General features: G+C 68.6%; 13 protein-coding genes and 1 pseudogene. 10 read left to right on the forward strand and 4 right to left on the reverse strand.

Going from position 1 to position 15,029, the window contains the following annotated elements:
* Window positions 1–75 precede the first annotated feature (75 nt).
* The 4 genes from OQ968_RS19330 to OQ968_RS19345 are packed head-to-tail and all read left to right on the forward strand — an operon-like array spanning window position 76 to window position 4,256.
* Entirely contained in the window at window positions 76–1,770 is a 1,695-nt protein-coding gene (locus OQ968_RS19330; RefSeq protein ID WP_324680813.1) for a circularly permuted type 2 ATP-grasp protein, read from the forward strand.
* Window positions 1,770–2,750 (forward strand): alpha-E domain-containing protein, encoded by a 981-nt coding sequence (locus OQ968_RS19335; protein WP_324680815.1) that lies wholly within the window; start codon window positions 1,770–1,772, stop codon window positions 2,748–2,750. Before OQ968_RS19330 ends, OQ968_RS19335 begins: the two co-directional genes overlap by 1 nt.
* Window positions 2,750–3,589: a transglutaminase family protein gene (locus OQ968_RS19340; protein ID WP_324680817.1), complete on the forward strand. Its 840-nt coding sequence runs from the start codon at window positions 2,750–2,752 to the stop codon at window positions 3,587–3,589. The genes OQ968_RS19335 and OQ968_RS19340 overlap by 1 nt, the downstream gene beginning before the upstream one ends.
* A gap of 10 nt (window positions 3,590–3,599) precedes the next feature.
* Window positions 3,600–4,256, forward strand: a complete 657-nt coding sequence (locus OQ968_RS19345) for a hypothetical protein (protein ID WP_324680819.1) — start codon at window positions 3,600–3,602, stop codon at window positions 4,254–4,256.
* Here the strand turns inward: OQ968_RS19345 and OQ968_RS19350 are convergent.
* Window positions 4,253–5,086, reverse strand: a complete 834-nt coding sequence (locus OQ968_RS19350) for a ribonuclease Z (RefSeq protein WP_324680821.1) — start codon at window positions 5,084–5,086, stop codon at window positions 4,253–4,255. The genes OQ968_RS19345 and OQ968_RS19350 overlap by 4 nt on opposite strands.
* Window positions 5,087–5,268: 182 nt before the next feature.
* Between OQ968_RS19350 and OQ968_RS19355 the strand changes: the two genes are divergently transcribed.
* Complete coding sequence (locus tag OQ968_RS19355; RefSeq protein WP_324680823.1) at window positions 5,269–5,697, forward strand: CBS domain-containing protein; 429 nt, start codon at window positions 5,269–5,271, stop codon at window positions 5,695–5,697.
* 77 nt (window positions 5,698–5,774) lie between these two features.
* On the opposite strand, the gene OQ968_RS19360 is transcribed toward OQ968_RS19355, so the two are convergent.
* The gene (locus OQ968_RS19360) at window positions 5,775–6,389 is read right to left on the reverse strand and encodes a type II toxin-antitoxin system PemK/MazF family toxin (protein ID WP_324680825.1); all 615 of its coding nucleotides are present in this window, start codon (window positions 6,387–6,389) and stop codon (window positions 5,775–5,777) included.
* Here OQ968_RS19360 and lepA point away from each other — a divergent pair.
* A pseudogene (lepA, locus tag OQ968_RS19365) lies at window positions 6,383–8,321 on the forward strand (translation elongation factor 4). The gene OQ968_RS19360 and the pseudogene lepA overlap by 7 nt on opposite strands.
* Before the next feature lie 67 nt (window positions 8,322–8,388).
* Here the strand turns inward: lepA and OQ968_RS19370 are convergent.
* Both OQ968_RS19370 and OQ968_RS19375 read right to left on the reverse strand, forming a co-directional pair.
* Window positions 8,389–10,440 (reverse strand): glycoside hydrolase family 15 protein, encoded by a 2,052-nt coding sequence (locus OQ968_RS19370; protein WP_324680827.1) that lies wholly within the window; start codon window positions 10,438–10,440, stop codon window positions 8,389–8,391.
* Between the two features lie 67 nt (window positions 10,441–10,507).
* The gene (locus OQ968_RS19375; protein WP_324680829.1) at window positions 10,508–11,743 is read right to left on the reverse strand and encodes an FAD-dependent oxidoreductase; all 1,236 of its coding nucleotides are present in this window, start codon (window positions 11,741–11,743) and stop codon (window positions 10,508–10,510) included.
* Between the two features lie 70 nt (window positions 11,744–11,813).
* Here OQ968_RS19375 and OQ968_RS19380 point away from each other — a divergent pair, with 70 nt between their 5' ends.
* The 4 genes from OQ968_RS19380 (at window position 11,814) to cysW (ending at window position 15,023) form a co-directional block, all read left to right on the forward strand.
* Window positions 11,814–12,008, forward strand: coding sequence for a hypothetical protein (locus OQ968_RS19380; protein WP_324680831.1), 195 nt, complete (start codon window positions 11,814–11,816; stop codon window positions 12,006–12,008).
* A 311-nt stretch (window positions 12,009–12,319) separates the two neighbouring features.
* Window positions 12,320–13,351: a sulfate ABC transporter substrate-binding protein gene (locus OQ968_RS19385; protein WP_324680833.1), complete on the forward strand. Its 1,032-nt coding sequence runs from the start codon at window positions 12,320–12,322 to the stop codon at window positions 13,349–13,351.
* The gene (cysT, locus tag OQ968_RS19390) at window positions 13,348–14,208 is read left to right on the forward strand and encodes a sulfate ABC transporter permease subunit CysT (RefSeq protein ID WP_324680835.1); all 861 of its coding nucleotides are present in this window, start codon (window positions 13,348–13,350) and stop codon (window positions 14,206–14,208) included. The genes OQ968_RS19385 and cysT overlap by 4 nt, the downstream gene beginning before the upstream one ends.
* Window positions 14,205–15,023 (forward strand): sulfate ABC transporter permease subunit CysW, encoded by an 819-nt coding sequence (gene cysW, locus OQ968_RS19395; RefSeq protein ID WP_324680837.1) that lies wholly within the window; start codon window positions 14,205–14,207, stop codon window positions 15,021–15,023. Before cysT ends, cysW begins: the two co-directional genes overlap by 4 nt.
* Window positions 15,024–15,029 lie beyond the last annotated feature (6 nt).

Raw genomic sequence — 15,029 nt, forward strand, 5'->3', positions numbered from 1 at the left:
TCAGTCGGTTACGTTTTCTCCCAAAAGGGGAAACCGTGACCTGCCGCAACGTCGATTTGAGGCAGCATCTGAAAAGTGAGCCTTACGAGCCAGCTCGAGGAGACCAGGTCGCGCGGCCCGGCGCGGCTGCCGAGGCGTTCCGAGCGCATCTTCGCCGGATACAACACGTCGGACGCCTATTCGATGGCCTTCGACGAGATGTTCGACGGCCAGGGCAACGTCCGCGGCCCGTACAAGGGCATTTACGCCGAGCTCGCGCCGTCGGACGCCTCCGACCTCAAGGCCCGGGCCGAGGCGCTGGCCCGGGCGTTCATCGACCAGGGCATCACGTTCTCGCTGTCCGGTCAGGAGCGGCCGTTCCCGCTGGACCTGGTGCCGCGGGTGATCTCGGCCGCCGAGTGGAGCCGGCTGGAGCGCGGCATCACCCAGCGGGTCAAGGCCCTCGAGATGTACCTCGACGACGTCTACGGCGACCAGGAGATCCTGAACGACGGCGTCATCCCGCGCCGGCTCGTCACATCCTGCGAGCACTTCCACCGCCAGGCCGTGGGCATCGTGCCGCCCAACGGTGTGCGCATCCACGTCGCCGGCATCGACCTGATCCGCGACGAGAAGGGCAACTTCCGGGTCCTCGAGGACAACCTGCGCTCGCCCTCGGGCGTGTCGTACGTCATGGAGAACAGGCGCACCATGGCGCGGGTCTTCCCGAACCTGTTCGCCACCCACCGGGTGCGCGCCGTCGACGACTACTCCTCGCACCTGCTGCGCGCGCTGCGCAACTCCGCGGCCACCAACGAGGCCGACCCGACGGTGGTCGTGCTGACCCCCGGGGTGTACAACTCGGCGTACTTCGAGCACTCGCTGCTGGCGCGGCAGATGGGCGTCGAGTTGGTCGAGGGCCGCGACCTGTTCTGCCGTGACAACCAGGTGTACATGCGCACCACCGAGGGGGAGCGCCAGGTCGACGTCATCTACCGGCGCATCGACGACGCGTTCCTCGACCCGCTGCAATTCCGCGCCGACTCGGTGCTGGGCGTGGCGGGTCTGGTCAACGCCGCCCGGGCCGGCAACGTCGTCATCTCCAGCGCGATCGGCAACGGCGTCGGCGACGACAAGCTGGTCTACACCTATGTGCCGACGATGATCGAGTACTACCTGGGCGAGAAGCCGCTGCTGGCCAACGTGGAGACCTACCGGTGCTGGCTCGACGACGAGCGCGAGGAGGTGCTCGACCGGATCGACGAGCTGGTCCTCAAGCCGGTCGAGGGCTCCGGCGGCTACGGCATCGTGTTCGGGCCGGAGGCCTCCGAGAAGGAGCTTGCGGCCGTCGCCAAGAAGATCCGCGACGATCCCCGCAGCTGGATCGCGCAGCCGATGATGGAACTGTCGACGGTTCCGACCCAGATCGACAACGAGCTGGCGCCCCGCTACGTCGACCTGCGGCCGTTCGCGGTCAACGACGGCGACGACGTGTGGGTGCTGCCCGGCGGGCTGACCCGGGTTGCGCTGGTCGAGGGCTCCCGGGTGGTCAACTCCAGCCAGGGCGGCGGCTCCAAGGACACCTGGGTGCTCGCGCCCCGCGCCGCGGCCGTCGCGCGCGAACTGGGCGCCGCCGAGGTCGTGCGGTCGCTGCCGAACGTCATCCCCGACGCGGCCGGTGACGGCTCGCCCCGCACGCAACAGCCGCCGTCGGCCGAGCACGCGCTGGACGAGCAACCGCAACAGCAGCAGCAACAACAGCAGCAGCAGCGGCAGAGGGCGATCCGCTGATGCTGGCCCGCAACGCCGAGGCGCTCTACTGGATCGGTCGCTACGTCGAGCGCGCCGACGACACGGCGCGAATCCTCGATGTCGCGTTGCACCAGCTGCTCGAGGACTCCAGCGTCGACCCCGATCAGGCGTCTCGGCTGCTGCTGCGGGTCCTCGGCATCGAACCCCCGGACCACGACCTGGACGTCTGGTCATTGACCGACCTGGTGGCGTACAGCACCAACAGCCGGGGTGGTGGCTGCTCGATCGTCGACGCGATCACCGCGGCCCGCGAGAACGCGAAGTCGGCGCGCGAGGTGACGTCCAGCGAGATCTGGGAGTGCCTCAACACCACCTACCATGCGCTGGCCGAACGCGAACGCGCCGCCAAACGCCTTGGCCCACACGAGTTTTTGTCGTTCATCGAGGGCCGGGCGGCGATGTTCGCCGGCCTGGCCGACTCGACGCTGTCCCGCGACGACGGATACCGCTTCATGCTGCTGGGCCGCGCGATCGAGCGCGTCGACATGACGGTGCGTCTGTTGCTGTCGCGGGTCGGGGACAGCGCGTCCTCGCCGGCGTGGGTGACGCTATTGCGCTCGGCGGGCGCGCACGACACCTACCTGCGCACCTACCGCGGTGTGCTGGACGCGGCCCGGGTGGTCGAGTTCATGCTGCTCGACCGGCTGTTCCCGCGTTCGGTGTTCTACTCGCTGAGGCTGGCCGAACACAACCTCGACGAGTTGCTGCACAATCCGCAGAGCCGGATCGGGGCCACCGCCGAGGCGCAGCGCCTGCTCGGTCAGGCGCGCAGCGAATTGGAATTCATGCAGCCCGGTGTGCTGCTCGAGACGCTGGAGACCCGCCTCGCGGGCCTGCAGCGAACCTGCCGCGATGTCGGAGAAGCGTTGTCGCTGCAGTACTTCCACGTCACCCCGTGGGTGGCGTGGTCGGATGCCGGCCAGCGGGCCCGGCTGACGACGAGGCCGGGGGACGCCTGATGTGGCGGATGCGGGTGGTGCACACCACGGGCTACGCCTACCAATCGCCGGTGACCGCCTCCTACAACGAGGCCCGGCTGACCCCGCGGTCGGACGCCCGGCAGAACGTCATCCTCAACCGCGTCGAAACCATCCCGGCGACCCGGTCCTATCGCTACATCGACTACTGGGGCACCGCCGTGACGGCGTTCGATCTGCACGCGCCGCACACCGACCTGACCGTGACGTCTTCGTCGGTCATCGAGACCGAGGAGCCGGAGCCGGTCGCGATGGAGGCGGGGTGGGGCGACTTGCGCTCCGAGGCGGTGATCGATCGGTTCGACGAACTTCTCCGCCCGACCGCCCACACCCCGTCGAGCAAACGCGTTGCCTCCGTTGGCAAGAAGATCGCCAAAAATCACAAGCCGCAGGAGGCCGTCGTCGCCGCCGCCAAGTGGGCGCACGACGAGCTGGACTACCTGCCGGGCACCACCGGTGTGCATTCTTCCGGGCTCGACGCGCTGAACGAGGGCAAGGGCGTCTGCCAGGACTTCGTGCACCTGTCGCTGATGATGTTGCGCGCCATGGGAATTCCCGCGCGGTATGTCTCCGGTTACCTGCACCCGAAACGGAACGCGATCGTCGGCGACACGGTGGACGGGCGAAGTCACGCCTGGATTCAGGCGTGGACGGGCGGCTGGTGGAACTACGACCCCACCAACGACACCGAAATCACCGAGCAGTACGTCAGTGTGGGCGTCGGCCGCGACTACACCGACGTGTCCCCGCTCAAGGGCATCTACTCGGGCGAGGGCGCAACCGACCTCGACGTGACCGTGGAGGTCACACGGCTCGCCTAAGGAGTACCGAGTGCACGATTCGTCGGCAACGAGTCGGCTGGCCCTGCCGGGCCTCGGGCTGCTCTGCATCGCGCTGCTGTTCGGCGGGCTTGCCATCGGGGTGGCGCTGGGCGGCCTGATGCCGCTGCCCTACGGGCCGATGGGGGAGGTCGTCGCGTACGTCCGCGCCGAGCCCGTCGCGCTGCAGGTGATGGCCATCGCGGTGTTCGCCTCGTCGGTGCCGCTGGCCGTCTACGCGGCGACGGCCGGCGCCCGGTTGCGGCGGCTCGGCGCCGCCCCGCCCGCCGCGGCGATCGCGCTGGCGGGTGGAACGTTGGCGGCCGGCGCGCTGGGTCTGACCGGGTTGTTGGGCTGGACGTTGTCGCGACCGGAGGTGGGCGCGGACGCCGCGCTGGTTCGGGCGATCTACTTCCTGGTGTTTCTCGTCGGCAGCCCGGGCCACCTGGTCGCGGTGGGCCTGTTGGTCGCCGGCATGGCCGTGCCGGGCCGTGCGCTGGGGTTACTGCCCGGACCGCTGGCCTGGGCCGGCCTGGTGATTGCCACGCTCGCGGGGGCGACGACGCTGGTGCTGGCGTGGCCGGCGCTGGGGGTCATCCTGCCGATCGCGCGGGTGGCGGCGCTGGTCTGGCTGGTGGCGGCGGGGTGGCGGCTGCGGGCGTCCGCTTAGCTGACCTCGACCCGGTGCAGGTCGTCGCCGAGTTCGACCTGTCCGGCGAACTCGGTGGCGGCCAGTGCCCGCCACTGCTCTTCTTGCCCCGGCACCAGAGCCGGCACGTAGTGCGTCATGACCAGGGTGCCCACCCCCGCGCGGGCCGCCGTCGCCGCCGCTTCCTCTACCGAGGAGTGGTAATCGCAGATGTCCTGGAGCCGCTGTTGCGGGATGTTGACCACAATGTCCTTCCGGATCACGGTGTGCACCAGCGCGCCGGCGCCGCTGGCCAACTCGTCCAGGCTCGCGCACGGCACCGTGTCCCCGGCCAGCACGACCGACGCGCCGTCGAATTCGATCCGGAACCCGATGGTGGGCGCCACCGGCCTGTGATCGGTGGGGGCGACCCGGATCGACACGCCGTCGCGGTCCCACACCGCGCCGTCGGTGCATTCGTGGACTTCAACGGCCGGCGGCGCGTTCAGGTCGGCGTGGTGGGCGATCCGGTAGCCGATGTCGTGGCGGAACGCGTCCAGCGTCGCCAGCACCGTTTCCCTGGTGCCCGGGGGTCCGATGATCGGCAGCGGCGCCGGGTCCGGGGCGAAGGTGCTGACCCAGCGCGTGATGAGGACGTCGCCGAGGTCGCCGATGTGGTCGCTGTGCAGGTGGGTGAGCAGCAGCGCCGACAACCCGGCGGCGCCCACGCCGACCGCGGCGGCACGTTGCAGGACCCCGCGACCGCAATCCACCAGGAACACTTGCCCGCCGGCCCGCACCAGGGTCGACGGCCCGGCGCGGTTCGGGTCGGGGATGGGGCTTCCGGTGCCAAGCAGGGTGACCTCGATCATGGGCCCATCCTCGCCGAGGTTGTCGGCGAGCGTGCGAGTCTGCGCGGCGACACGCCGTGTCGCCCGGCATTCTGCGCACGCTCGCGAACCGGTTTCGGCCGCCGGTCCTCGCGTCGCCTTTCCCGCCGCGCGAGTTAGCCGTAGCCTGGTGTGCAGCAGCTCACAACCGCCTGGGAGGCCTGATGCGGATCGCGGACGTCTTGCGGAACAAGGGTGCGGCGGTGGTGACGATCAACCCCGAGGCAACCGTCAAGGAGCTGCTCGCCGGCCTCGCCGAGCAGAACATCGGCGCCATGGTGGTGGTGGGTGACGAGGGCGTCGTCGGGATCGTGTCAGAGCGCGACGTCGTGCGCCAGCTGCACACCCATGGGGCCAGCGTGCTGTCCCGCCCGGTGTCGAAGATCATGACCGGCACGATTGCCACGTGCACCAAGTCCGACACCGTTGACTCGCTCAGCGTGCTGATGACCAAGAACCGGGTGCGTCATGTTCCGGTGCTGGAGGGGAAGAAGCTGATCGGCATCGTCAGCATCGGTGACGTGGTGAAGACCCGGATGGAAGAGCTCGAGGCCGAGCAGCAGCAGCTGCAGTCCTACATCACGCAGGGCTGATAGCTCGCTTCGCCGAACGTGCACTCACGGCGAGAATTTCGCCGTTTTTTCACCGTGGTTGCACGCTCGGCGAATGATCAGCGCCAGGCGTATTCCGCGCGCAACCGCTCGGCGACCACCTCGAAGATCTCCCGATCCAGGATCGCGCCCTCGCGGCGAATGCCCTCCTCGGGCACGTCGAGCACGCGGTCCAGTCGGACCCAGCTCGGCCTGCCCTCGTAATCCCAAGCGCCGGAACCGATTCCGACCCAGTCGCGATCGGTGGCGTGGCGCTCCTGGCTCGACACCATCAGCCCGAGCAGCACGCTGCGGTCGCGGCCGACGACCAGGACCGGCCGGTCCTTGCCGCGGGTGGGATCGTCCTCGTAGACCACCCACGTCCACACGATCTCCCCGGGATCGGCCCGGCCGTCGAGGTCGGGGGAGTAGACCAGCTTGCGGGCCCGCTGCGCGGTGGGAAAGCTGGTGCGGGTCACCGGGCGGCCCGCCGTGATCTCGGTCGGCGGCTGCGGGGCGACCGCGGCGATGACGTTCGCCGTGATCTTCACGGCCTGCTGGAGTTCCCGCAGCACGGTCTGCGAGTTCTGCACCTGCCGGACCAGCCGCGGGGCCCGCTCGAACACCAGGTTCTCCGCGAAACGCTGAAACGTCTTCCACTGCGATTTCCGGGCCGATTTCCCGTCCGGTGCCATATTCGCAGCATAGACGCGAGGGCCATGTTGCGATTCGGCCTTGGCCACCGGACACGGATACGCTGGATGCTCGAAAACCGCCACTTCCAGGAGATTCCCATCAGCAGTTTCGCCGACAAGACCTTCACCGCGCCGGCGCAGATTCGGAATTTCTGCATCATCGCCCATATCGATCACGGCAAGTCCACGCTGGCCGACCGGATGCTTCAGCTCACCGGCGTCGTCGACGAGCGGTCGATGCGCGCGCAGTACCTGGACCGGATGGACATCGAGCGTGAGCGCGGCATCACCATCAAGGCGCAGAACGTGCGGCTGCCCTGGAAAGTCGAGGACCAAGACTTCGTCCTGCACCTGATCGACACCCCGGGTCACGTCGACTTCACCTACGAGGTGTCCCGCGCGCTGGAGGCCTGCGAGGGCGCGGTGCTGCTGGTCGACGCCGCGCAGGGCATCGAGGCGCAGACGCTGGCCAACCTCTACCTGGCGCTGGACCGCGACCTGCACATCATCCCGGTGCTCAATAAGATCGACCTGCCCGCGGCCGACCCGGATCGCTACGCCGCCGAGATCGCCCACATCATCGGCTGCGAACCCGGCGACGTGTTGCGCGTGTCCGGCAAAACCGGGGAGGGCGTCGCGGACCTGCTCGACCATGTGGTGCGCGAGGTGCCGCCCCCGCAGGGCGACGCCGACGCCCCGACCCGCGCGATGATCTTCGACTCCGTTTACGACATCTACCGCGGCGTGGTGACATACGTGCGCGTGGTGGACGGCAGGATCGTCCCGCGTGAACGCATCCTGATGATGTCCACCGGCGCCACCCACGAACTGCTCGAGGTCGGCATCGTCTCGCCCGAACCGAAGGCCAGCGACGGCCTGGGCGTGGGCGAGGTCGGCTACCTGATCACCGGGGTGAAGGACGTCAGGCAGTCCAAGGTCGGCGACACCGTCACCACCGCCCGCCACGGCGCCACAGAGGCGCTGACGGGATACCGCGAACCCAGGCCGATGGTCTACTCGGGGCTGTATCCCGTCGACGGCTCGGACTACCCGGACCTGCGCGACGCGCTGGACCGGCTGCGGCTCAACGACGCGGCGCTGACCTACGAGCCGGAAACGTCGGTGGCGCTGGGCTTTGGATTCCGTTGCGGCTTCCTGGGTTTGCTGCACATGGAGATCACCCGCGAGCGGCTGGAGCGCGAGTTCGACCTGGACCTGATCTCGACGTCGCCGAACGTCGTGTACCGGGTGATCAAAGAGGACGGCACCGAGATCCGGGTGACCAACCCGTCGGACTGGCCGCAGGGCAAGATCCGCACGGTGTACGAGCCGGTGGTCAAGACCACCGTCATCGCGCCCAGCGAGTTCATCGGCACCATCATGGAGCTCTGCCAATCCCGTCGTGGTGAGCTGGGTGGCATGGACTACCTGTCGCCCGAGCGGGTGGAGCTGCGTTACACCATGCCGCTCGGCGAGATCATCTTCGACTTCTTCGACTCGCTGAAGTCGCGCACCCGCGGCTACGCCAGCCTCGACTACGAGGAGGCCGGCGAGCAGGAGGCCCAGCTGGTGAAGGTCGACATCCTGCTGCAGGGCGAGGCCGTCGACGCGTTCAGCGCGATCGTGCACAAGGATTCGGCGTTCGCCTACGGCAACAAGATGACCACCAAGCTCAAGGAACTCATCCCGCGCCAGCAGTTCGAGGTGCCGGTGCAGGCGGCGATCGGGTCGAAAATCATTGCGCGCGAAAACATTCGGGCGATCCGCAAGGATGTGCTGTCGAAGTGCTACGGCGGTGACATCACCCGCAAACGCAAACTTCTGGAAAAGCAGAAGGAAGGCAAGAAGCGGATGAAAACCATCGGCCGCGTCGAGGTGCCACAAGAGGCGTTTGTGGCCGCGCTGTCCACCGACGCCGTGGGTAAGAAGTAGCGGCGAGCAGACGCAAAAGCACCGATTTCGGCACGAAATCGGTGCTTTTGCGTCTGCTCGCCACAAGCTACATCGGGGCGTTCGCGGGCTGGAACATCCCGGAGCCGTCGGACTCCTCCTCGGCGCGGATCACGTGCACCACCGCGTTGATCAACGCCAGGTGGGTGAACGCCTGCGGAAAGTTGCCCAGGTGCCGGCCGGTGCGCGGCTCGATCTCCTCGGCGTAGAGGTGCAGCGGGCTGGCGTAGGACAGCAGCCGCTCGCAGAGCCGCTTGGCGCGGGCCACCTCACCGATCTCGACCAGCGCCGACACCAGCCAGAACGAGCAGATCGTGAACGTGCCCTCCTCGCCGGACAGCCCGTCGTCGGTCTCCTCGACCCGGTAGCGCAGCACCAGGCCCTCCTCGGTCAGCTCGTTGGCGATGGCCAGCACCGTGTTGCGCACCCGCGGATCGTCCGGGGGCAGGAACCGGGTCAGCACCACCAGCAGCAGCGAGGCGTCCAGCGCGTCGCTGCCGTAGCGCTGGGTGAACACGCCTCGCGAGTCCACACCGTGCTTGAGAATGTCGGCCTTGATCTCCTCGGCGATGGCCCGCCACTGCTGGGCGTAGCTCTTCTCGCCCTGCCGCTCGGCCAGCTTCGACCCGCGGTCCAGCGCCACCCAGCACATCACCTTCGACGACGTGAAGTGCTGCGGCTCGCCGCGCACCTCCCAGATTCCGCGGTCGGGCTCGCGCCAATGCGCGATCGCCTCCTCGACCTGCTTCTTCAACACCGGCCACAGGGTCTCTGGAACCTGCTCGCGCGACTTGGCGTGCAGATAGAAGGAGTCCAGGATCGAGCCCCAGATGTCGTGCTGGGCCTGGTCGTAGGCGCCGTTGCCGATCCGCACCGGGCGGGCCTGGTCGTAGCCGGAGAGATGGTGCAGCTCGTCTTCGACCAGGCTGCGTTCGCCACCGACCCCGTACATCACCTGCAGCGGATGGCGCTCGTTGCTGTTGGCGCCGGACACGTCGGCGATGAAGGCGAAGAAGTCGTCGGCCTCGCGGTCCAGCCCCAGCGTGTAAAGCCCCCACAACGCGAACGTCGAATCACGAACCCACGCGTAGCGGTAGTCCCAATTACGTTGCCCCCGCGGTGTTTCCGGCAGCGACGTGGTGCTCGCGGCCAGCAGCGCGCCGGTGGGGGAATAGGTCAGCCCCTTCAGCGTCAGCGCGCTGCGCTGCAGATACGCGCGCCACGGGTGGTCGGGGAAGTTGCCGATGTTGATCCACTGCCGCCAGCACTCGGTGGTCTGCCACATCTTGTCGGCGGCCTCGGCGTAGGTTTGCGGCGCCGGATGCTTGGTCCAGCTCAGCGCGACGAAGACGTCGTCGCCCTCCGTCATGCGGGTGCGCGCCCGCGCCTCGCGGCCCTCGATGCCGATGCGCAGGTTGGTGGTCAGCCGCAGCGTCGGGTGGGAGTCGGGTTGCCGGACGGCACGCGCGACGGTCTCGCTGTACGCGTTGGACGAGTACTCCCAGGCCGCGCCGTCGCGGTGGTAGTCGAACGCCGGCTCGCAGCTCATCATCAGCTCGACGGTGCCGCTGACGCAGCGCACGGTGCGCAGCAGGATGTGCTCGGCGTCCCAGTCCATCGGCGTGCGACGGTGCGTGTGTGAGCGACGCTCGAGGTCGTGCCAGGGTCCCATCACCAGGGCGTCGCGCACGATCAGCCAGCCGGTGTGGGTCTGCCAGGTGGTCTCCATGATCAGGCTGCCGGGCAGGTAGCGGCGGGCCGAGGGGACCGAGACGCCGTAAGGGCCCAGCCGGAAATGGCCGGCGCTGCGATCCAGGATCGCGCCGAACACGCTCGGGGAATCCGGCCGGGGCACACACATCCACTCCACCGACCCGGCCGGGGAGATCAGGCAGGTCGTCTCCCAGTCGGACAGGAACGCGTAATCGGCGATCGGCGGAAACGGGTTGCGCAGCACCCCGCTGGACGCATTGGGTGCGGGCGCGCTGAAGTCGAGGGGCGACGCCAAGGCGGATTCGCGGCTGTTTTTCGGTGCCGCTTCAAGGGCTTCCTCGGGGCCGGCGTCGGCCGGTTGGTCGGCGGGTTGCGCGTGCAGCACCATTTCGACATCATCGACCGTCGACCTGGCCGGAGTCCACGATTTGGCCCATGTGGCGCGTTGCGGTGGCCTACCCGCGGCGCCTGGCGTACCCGGGCGCATGCTCGGGCAGCGGGCCGATCGCCACCAGGTAGCCGACGAGCCGCCGCAAAACCGCCGATCTGCTGACCACGCGCACGCCCCGTGGCACGGCATTGCTGCCTCGCACCGTCGCCGCGATCACGTTGGCATGGATCGCCCGCTGCGCCGCCTGCAGCATCACGGTCGGAAACCAGCGGCGCCTCTGCACCCGGGCCAGCCGGCTGGCCGACACTCGTCCCGCGCGCAGCGGGTCGGCCAGGATGCGGGCGGCGGCCACCGCGTCGGCCACCGCCAGGTTGATGCCGACGCCGCCGACCGGCGACATCGCGTGCGCCGCGTCGCCGATCAACAGCACGCCGTCGGAGTACCAGCGGGGGAGCCGATCCAGTTGCACGTCAAGCAGTTTCACGTCATCGAACGACGTGAGCTGGTCGACCCGATCGACGAGCCAGGGCACCATGCCGACCAGCGCGCGCCGCAACGCCTCGATGCCCTGGGCGCGCATCTGGGCGTCGGTTCCCTTGGGAATGATGTAGGCGATCTGGTAGTAGTCGCCGCGGTCGACCATGATCGTCGCGTGCCCGGCGCGCAGCACGCCGGCCAGGCCGCTCGGGTCGTCGGGCCGGCGAGGCAGCCGGAACCACCACACGTCCATCGGGGCGCCGAAACGGCGCGGCGTGAGCCTGACCGCCGAGCGCACGGTCGACGAGCGGCCGTCGCAGCCCACCGTCAGCTCGGCGCGCATCTCCCTGGTCTTACCCGTCTCGTCGCGGTAGCTCGCGCCGACGACGCGGCCGCCCGAACCCCGGATCACCCCGACCACCTCGGCGTTGCGCAGCAACCGGAAGCTGGGCTCGGCCTCGGCGGCGGTGGCCACCATCTCCAGGAAGTCCCACTGCGGCACCAGGGCGATGTGCTGATGCTCGCCCGAAAGGCGGGTCAGGTCGAGGCTCACCGGTTGGTTCTGGATCTCCATGTGAACGGTGTCGATGAGGCGATGCGGAAGCCGGGCGAACCGCGGCCCCAACCCGAGCTCGTCGAGCAGTCGCAGGGTGCTCGCGTGCACGGTGTCCCCGCGGAAGTCACGCAGGAAGTCGGCGTGCTTTTCCATCACGGTGACTTTTATGCCGGCGCGGGCCAACAGCAGGCCAAGCACCATGCCGGCCGGTCCGCCGCCGGCGATCAGACAGGTCGTCGCCTCGGGTTCGGCGGACGCGGGAGGCACCCGCCGATCTTGGCACATCGGTGTACCGGCGCCTTGGTTTACCGGGGCCGGGGCGAATAGGGTGAGCCCGATGGACGCGTTCCTGAATTGGTGGGACGGCAACGAGCTGTGGCTTTCCGGGCTGGCCTTTGTGCTGCAGGCCATGGTGGTGATGCCCGTGGTGCTGGTGGTCGCCTACCTCACCGCGGCTTTGCTGGACGGCCTGCTCGGCAAGGGCATCGCGTTGATGCGGCGTGCCCGCCATGCCGACGGGACGCCCGGGTAACCGCATGCCGCGCTCCCACGTGACGCTGGTCCTCGTCGCGCTCGTGGTGCTGGTGATCGTCGCGTGGCTGCTGGCCCGCTGAGGCCAACCGTTGCCGACGCGCCGCCCGGTGACCCCCGCGGATTCCTGTTAGGCTTCGCGCCATGCACGTAGCAACCGGTGTTTTGGAGTGCTATGTATTCGTGCACTGTTGTCGCTGACTCCCAAACCCGTGCGCGGTCTGGTCTGGAGTTCCTAACCCCTGCCGAAGTTCTCGGCGCCTTTCCGCAACAACGGACCGATATCCCCAGTCCCGCACCGGAAGGCCACCAATGGACATCGGAAGCGCGCTGCGCCGCACGCATGTCGTCGCGCTCGCGCTGATTGCCGGTGTCGTCGCGGCCTGCCAGGGCGGCGCCAGCGACGTCGTCGGCGGCGGCGGCCTGGCCAACGCGCATGCGAGCCTGACCCTGGTCGCCTACTCCGCCCCGGAACCGGGCTGGAGCAAGGTGATTCCCGCGTTCAACGCCTCGGAGGAGGGCAAGGGCGTCCAGGTGATCACCTCCTACGGCGCCTCCGGCGACCAGTCGCGCGGGGTTGTCGACGGCAAGCCGGCCGATGTGGTGAACTTCTCGGTCGAACCGGACATCAGCCGTTTGGTCAAGGCCGGCAAGGTTGCCAAGGACTGGAACACCGACGCCACCAAGGGCATCCCGTTCGGTTCGGTGGTGACGTTGGTGGTGCGCGCGGGCAATCCCAAGAACATCAGGGACTGGGACGACCTGGTGCGGCCCGGCGTGGAAGTCATCACGCCGAGCCCGCTGAGTTCGGGCTCGGCCAAATGGAATCTGCTCGCCCCGTACGCGGTGAAGAGCAGCGGCGGCCAGAACCCCGATGCCGGCATCGATTTCGTGCGGAAGCTGGTGAGCGAGCACATCAAGCTGCGCCCCGGGTCGGGACGCGAGGCCACCGACGTTTTCGTCCAGGGCAGCGGTGACGTGTTGATCAGCTACGAGAACGAGGCCATCGCCACCGAGCGGCAGGGCAAGCCGGTGCAACACGTCACCCCGCCGCAAACGTTCAAGATCGAGAATCCGCTGGCGGTGGTGACCACCAGCCCGCACCTGGACGCCGCGCGGGCCTTCAAGAACTTCCAGTACACCGCCGAGGCGCAGAAGTTGTGGGCACAGGCCGGTTTCCGGCCGGTCGACCCCGCGGTCGCCGCCGATTTCCGCGACCGGTATCCGGTGCCGGCGAAGCTGTGGACGATCGCCGAGCTCGGCGGCTGGGCCACCGCCGATCCGCAGCTGTTCGACAAGAACGGCGGCAGCATCACCAAGATCTACACGCAGGCCACCGGATGACGGCGGCGATCACGTCGGAGGTGACCCGGCCGGAGCCGCAGGGCCGACCGGCGTCGGGCGGGCGGCCGTCGGGCGGCACGTCGCTGCGGGTGGGTGTGGCGATCGTGTGGCTGTCGGTGATCGTGCTGCTGCCGCTGGCCGCCATCGCGTGGCAGGCCGCCGGCGGCGGCTGGCGGGCCTTCTGGCTGGCGGTCACGTCGAACGCCGCGCTGGAGTCGTTCCGGGTGACGCTGACGATCTCGGCCGGGGTCACCGTCGTCAACGTGGTCTTCGGCCTGCTGATCGCCTGGGTGCTGGTGCGCGACGACTTCGTCGGCAAGCGGCTCGTCGACGCGATCATCGACCTGCCGTTCGCGTTGCCGACGATCGTCGCCAGCCTGGTGATGCTGGCCCTGTACGGGAACAACAGCCCGGTGGGTCTGCATCTGCAGCACACCGCGTGGGGTGTGGCGGTGGCGCTCGCGTTCGTCACACTGCCGTTCGTGGTGCGCGCGGTCCAGCCGGTGCTGCTGGAAATCGACCACGAGACCGAGGAGGCGGCGGCGTCGCTGGGCGCCTCCGGGCCGAAGGTGTTCACCTCGGTGGTGCTGCCGTCGCTGACCCCGGCGTTGTTATCCGGTGCGGGGCTGGCGTTCTCGCGCGCGATCGGCGAGTTCGGTTCGGTGGTGCTGATCGGCGGGGCGGTGCCGGGCAAGACCGAAGTGTCGTCGCAGTGGATCCGCACGCTGATCGAGAACGACGACCGCACCGGCGCGGCGGCGATATCCATTGTGCTGCTTGCGATCTCGTTCGTCGTGCTTCTTGTGTTGCGCATCGTCGGGGCGCGCGCGGCCAAACGGCAGGAGCTGGCCGCATGAGATCGTCCGCGCGGGTTCGCTACCTCATCCGCTATGTCGCGTTGGCGTACATCTTCGTGCTGCTCGTCGTCCCGGTGGCGGTGATCCTGTGGCGCACCTTCCGGCCGGGGCTGGGCCAGTTCTTCGACTGGATCAGCACCCCGGCGGCGGTATCGGCGCTCAACCTGTCGCTGCTGGTGGTGGCCATCGTGGTGCCGCTGAACGTCGTCTTCGGCATCCCGACGGCATTGGTGCTCGCGCGCAACCGTTTTCGCGGCAAGGGTGTGCTGCAGGCGATCATCGACCTGCCGTTCGCGGTGTCGCCGGTGATCGTGGGTGTGGCGCTGGTCCTGCTGTGGGGATCGGCCGGCGCGCTGGGCTTCGTCGAAAGAGACCTCGGGTTCAAGATCATCTTCGGCCTGCCCGGCATCGTGCTCGCCAGCGTCTTCGTCACCCTGCCCTTCGTGGTGCGCGAGGTCGAACCGGTGTTGCACGAGTTGGGGACCGATCAGGAGGAAGCGGCGGCCACGCTGGGTTCTGGTTGGTGGCAGACGTTTTGGCGGATCACGCTGCCTTCCATCCGGTGGGGCCTGACCTACGGCATCGTGCTGACGGTCGCGCGTACCCTCGGCGAATACGGCGCGGTCCTCATCGTGTCCTCCAACCTGCCGGGGAAGTCGCAGACGCTGACGCTGCTGGTCTCCGACCGCTACAACCGTGGGGCCGAGTACGGCGCGTACGCGTTGTCGACGCTGCTGATGGCCGTTTCCGTGCTGGTGCTGATCTTCCAGGTGGTTGTCGACGCCCGCCGGGCCCGGGCAACCAGAACGGCGTAAACGAGG

It is taken from the genome of Mycobacterium sp. 663a-19 (assembly GCF_035616495.1).
Lineage (GTDB): Bacteria > Actinomycetota > Actinomycetes > Mycobacteriales > Mycobacteriaceae > Mycobacterium.

Coding starts and splice junctions, on each gene's coding strand:
- OQ968_RS19335 (WP_324680815.1), top strand. CDS start 1,770: ATGCTGGCCCGCAACGCCGAGGCGCTCTACTGGATCGGTCGCTACGTC.
- OQ968_RS19340 (WP_324680817.1), top strand. CDS start 2,750: ATGTGGCGGATGCGGGTGGTGCACACCACGGGCTACGCCTACCAATCG.
- OQ968_RS19350 (WP_324680821.1), bottom strand. CDS start 5,086: ATGATCGAGGTCACCCTGCTTGGCACCGGAAGCCCCATCCCCGACCCG.
- OQ968_RS19355 (WP_324680823.1), top strand. CDS start 5,269: ATGCGGATCGCGGACGTCTTGCGGAACAAGGGTGCGGCGGTGGTGACG.
- OQ968_RS19360 (WP_324680825.1), bottom strand. CDS start 6,389: ATGGCACCGGACGGGAAATCGGCCCGGAAATCGCAGTGGAAGACGTTT.
- OQ968_RS19370 (WP_324680827.1), bottom strand. CDS start 10,440: ATGGTGCTGCACGCGCAACCCGCCGACCAACCGGCCGACGCCGGCCCC.
- OQ968_RS19380 (WP_324680831.1), top strand. CDS start 11,814: ATGGACGCGTTCCTGAATTGGTGGGACGGCAACGAGCTGTGGCTTTCC.
- OQ968_RS19385 (WP_324680833.1), top strand. CDS start 12,320: ATGGACATCGGAAGCGCGCTGCGCCGCACGCATGTCGTCGCGCTCGCG.
- cysT (WP_324680835.1), top strand. CDS start 13,348: ATGACGGCGGCGATCACGTCGGAGGTGACCCGGCCGGAGCCGCAGGGC.
- cysW (WP_324680837.1), top strand. CDS start 14,205: ATGAGATCGTCCGCGCGGGTTCGCTACCTCATCCGCTATGTCGCGTTG.